This is a genomic window from Nocardia noduli (assembly GCF_019038455.1).
Taxonomy (GTDB): Bacteria; Actinomycetota; Actinomycetes; order Mycobacteriales; family Mycobacteriaceae; genus Nocardia; species Nocardia noduli.
Genome location: NZ_JAFMPL010000207.1, coordinates 1 through 3325, shown reverse-complemented (window position 1 = coordinate 3325; position 3325 = coordinate 1). Strand labels below are relative to the sequence as shown.

4 protein-coding genes are annotated in these 3325 nt (G+C 63.3%); 1 reads left to right on the top strand and 3 read right to left on the bottom strand.

The genetic code is table 11. The features are described 5' to 3' along the window. A partial coding sequence (locus tag JZ792_RS40870) for a recombinase family protein (protein WP_216918314.1) occupies positions 1-990 on the top strand: 990 nt, incomplete at its 5' end. Between the two features lie 281 nt (positions 991-1271). Here the strand turns inward: JZ792_RS40870 and JZ792_RS42515 are convergent. The 3 genes from JZ792_RS42515 to JZ792_RS40855 all read right to left on the bottom strand — a co-directional run bounded on the left by JZ792_RS42515 (position 1272) and on the right by JZ792_RS40855 (position 3312). Continuing rightward, positions 1272-1532: a transposase gene (locus JZ792_RS42515; RefSeq protein WP_308165648.1), complete on the bottom strand. Its 261-nt coding sequence runs from the start codon at positions 1530-1532 to the stop codon at positions 1272-1274. Next, a complete protein-coding gene (locus tag JZ792_RS40860) occupies positions 1529-2842 on the bottom strand; it encodes an IS701 family transposase (RefSeq protein ID WP_438804444.1) in 1314 nt (437 codons plus the stop codon). Before JZ792_RS40860 ends, JZ792_RS42515 begins: the two co-directional genes overlap by 4 nt. A 323-nt stretch (positions 2843-3165) precedes the next feature. Continuing rightward, on the bottom strand, positions 3166-3312 hold the full coding sequence (locus tag JZ792_RS40855; protein WP_438804326.1) for a hypothetical protein: 147 nt from the start codon (positions 3310-3312) through the stop codon (positions 3166-3168). Positions 3313-3325 lie beyond the last annotated feature (13 nt).

The following is a 3325-nucleotide window of genomic DNA, read 5'->3' as shown; positions in this document are numbered from 1 at the left end:
GGCTACCACCGCATCGCCGACCGCCTCAACACCCACCCCACCCGCTACCCTGCCCCCACAGGCGGCGCTTGGGCGATCTCGACCATCACCCACATCCTGCGCAATCCCAAATACACCGGCTACCAGGTCTACAACCGCACCCGCATGAAAACCGCCCACCACCGATCGAAGACCAACCCACCCGAGCAATGGATCTGGTCAGCACAACCCGTCCATCCCGCCATCATCACAATCGAACAATTCACCTACGCCCAAACCATCGCCCCAACTACCGAACGTTCACGACACGACCCGTACCCTGGCGCACCCAACACCAGCCCCCGAGCGAAGACCACCTACAAACTCCGCTCCTACATAACCTGCGCTCACTGCGGATACCGCTTCTGCGGCAGAACCGACGGCCCCCGCATCTACTACATCTGCCAACCACCCAAACACAAACTCCCCCAACATCATCCAACCACCATCACTTTACCCGAGAATCAGATCCTGACCGCGATCAGTGACTCCTTCAACGCCCTCATCCTCGGCACCGCCCACCGCCGGAATCTTCACGCCCTCCTACACACCTCCGACGGCAACGACCGTCACGGACACCATGACGAGACCCAGACCCTGCAAAACGAACTCACCTCCATCGACGCACGCAGGGACCGCCTCATCCGCAACCTCTCGCTGTTCGACCCTGACCTCGACCGCACGACCGTCGATGACATCCAACAACACCTGCGCGCCCTAGACGCCCAACACCGCGCTACCACTTCGAAACTCGAGGCCCTCCCCCAGTTCGAGACACAAACGGACACGATCGCAGCAATTCTCGACCGCCTCCCCTACATCGACGTGGACCTCACCGAACTCCCCACCGCCCCACTGCGGCAACTGCTCAACGCCTACCGCTTCACCGCGACCTACGACCACCGAGAACACCACGCGAGACTCTCCTTCGATATCGGCCATCCCGTACCAAACCACCAAGAAGATCAATGACCGGACCCAGCCGACACCCACATCGCGGTAGCGGGACCTATAGCACGGGCGGCGATCGGCACTCGGCCAGTCGAAACGCCAAGTTTGGGTGGAGGTAATTCGTCGGCATGTTGAATGCCCCGGTCGGCGGGGAACAGGCTGACTGGCAGGCCAACTCGACGACGCAGCCAACCCAACCGCCAACACCTTTGCACCGCGTTCCAACTCGAAGTAGCTGCCCAGACCAGGATGGATGGATGGACGATAAATTCAGTCTTGATGAATATTGCGAAGACCGTGTCTCATGTCGCGGGTTTCGCCTTGGCGAGTTTCTTGTAGCCGGTCAGAGCCGCGGCGAGGGTGAGGAATCCGAGTAAGTGTTTCGCCTTGCGGTCGTAACGGCTGTTGAGCCGGTGATAGCCGGTCAGCCAGGAGATCGTTCGTTCGATCACCCACCGGTGTCGACCGAGGCGGTCGCTGGACTCGACGCTTTTGCGAACGTTACGGACGACGATGCCACGGTCACGGACCCGCCTAGTACTCCAGCCGGACTTCCGGATCACGGTGTGAGTTGGGATCGTCGCTGGTAGTGGCTGCGTCGGGCGCGGTATTGGTGTCGGCGTCGCCAGTGCGACCAACGCATCCGGTAGCCGAGGTTGTGGATCGGTGTGAGGACCAGTGTGGTGAGCAGATGCCGGATTTCGTTGCGGGTCAATGCGATCAGGTCGGGGAGAGCCGGGTCGGTGGGGTGGGTGATGGCCGAGACGGTGAGGAAGGCGTGGGCGAGCATCGCGAGCAGGGTCCAGCGGTGCCAGGAGCGCCAGCTCCGGACCTGGTGTTGGTCCAGGCCGGTCAGAGTCTTGGCGGATTGGAAATTCTCCTCTGTCGACCAGCGTCGACCGGCCACTTTCACCAGCCGGGCCAGCGGCACCGGTTGCCCGTTCCAGCAGCGGTAGTAGGCAAGTTCCCCCGTGCGCTGGTGACGGCGAATCAGCAGCCAATGGTATCCGGGGCCAGGATTGTCGCCGTCGCCGTCGCCGTCGCCGATCTCGATCCAGGCCCAGTCGTAGACGCGCGGACCTTTGGCTCCGTCCCCGGCCGAGAGCGGCTGCCATGCCCGTTTCGGCAAGCTTTTCGCGAGGATGTCGGCGCGGACGCGGCCGGTCGTTGTCTCGAGGCGATGATCGCACGCGACAGCGAGAACGTAGCCGGTGCCGCGAGCTCGGAGTGCGGCACGCAGTTTCGGGTCACTGCCGTAGACCTCGCCGCCGGTCACCCACAGCGCGGGGATACCGGCATCGAGCGCGTCGATGATCAAGCGTTTCGCCAGAGCGGGTTTGGTGGCGAAACCCACCTCGGCGGGAACCCCCGCGTCCCGGCAGCGGGCGGGGTCGTTGGTCCACGATTTCGGCAGGTAGAGGGCGCGGTCGAGGAAAGCGTGACCAGCGGCGGTGGCGTAGGTGAGATACACCGCGACCTGACTGTTCTCGATCCGACCGGCCGTGCCGGTGTATTGACGCTGGACTCCGACCGTGTGCACACCTTTCTTCAGGTCACCGGTCTCATCGACCACGAGTATCGCGTCCACCTCACCCAGATGCCCGATCACATAGTCACGCAGGTCATCTCGCAATCCCTCCTCATCCAGTACCGCCGAGGCGAGCAGGTGCTGCATCGCGTCCGGTGACCGATCGCCGGCGTGTTCGGCCAGTGTCCAGCAGTTCTTGGCCGGCAGCTCCGACATCATCCCCGCCAGCATTCGTCCGGCGGTCGCGCGAGTCTCTGCTCGCGCGAACCGTGACCCGATCGCGCCGGTGAACTCGTCGAACTGTTGCCGCCACCGCGCGGCGGCTACGCTGTCGAGCGCGGCCACCGCCAATTCAGTTGTGTCCCACACAAACACAACCTGATCACGCGGTGGCCGCCCAACCCCCAGCGCCCTGACCAGCAGAATCATCGCCGATAAAGTCCGGCTGGAGTACTAGGCGAGTTGGCTGCTATAGGACGTCCGCCATGCTGATTGCAAGACGTACGGGCCACCGCACCGCGGCAGGCTCAGTCTTATGATAGCGAGTTCAGCCGATCAAGTCGGCTCGTATTGGCGGGCGTGAAGGCTACCGTAGGCTGTCCAGGGTGTGAGCAGTCCCCGATAACGCGACCACCCGGGAATAGAGTCAGGTGATATTGGTGCGGTGTTCAGTTGGTTCCGCATCCCACCGGGTGGTGGGTGTGGGTGCAGGCCGCAGCGTACTCGGCCGGTGTCCGGTAGCCCAGCGCCGAATGCCGGTGCCGCCGGTTGTGGTCGGTCTTGAAATCTCCGATCACCACCCGGGCCTCGAGCAGGCTGGTCCAGTGG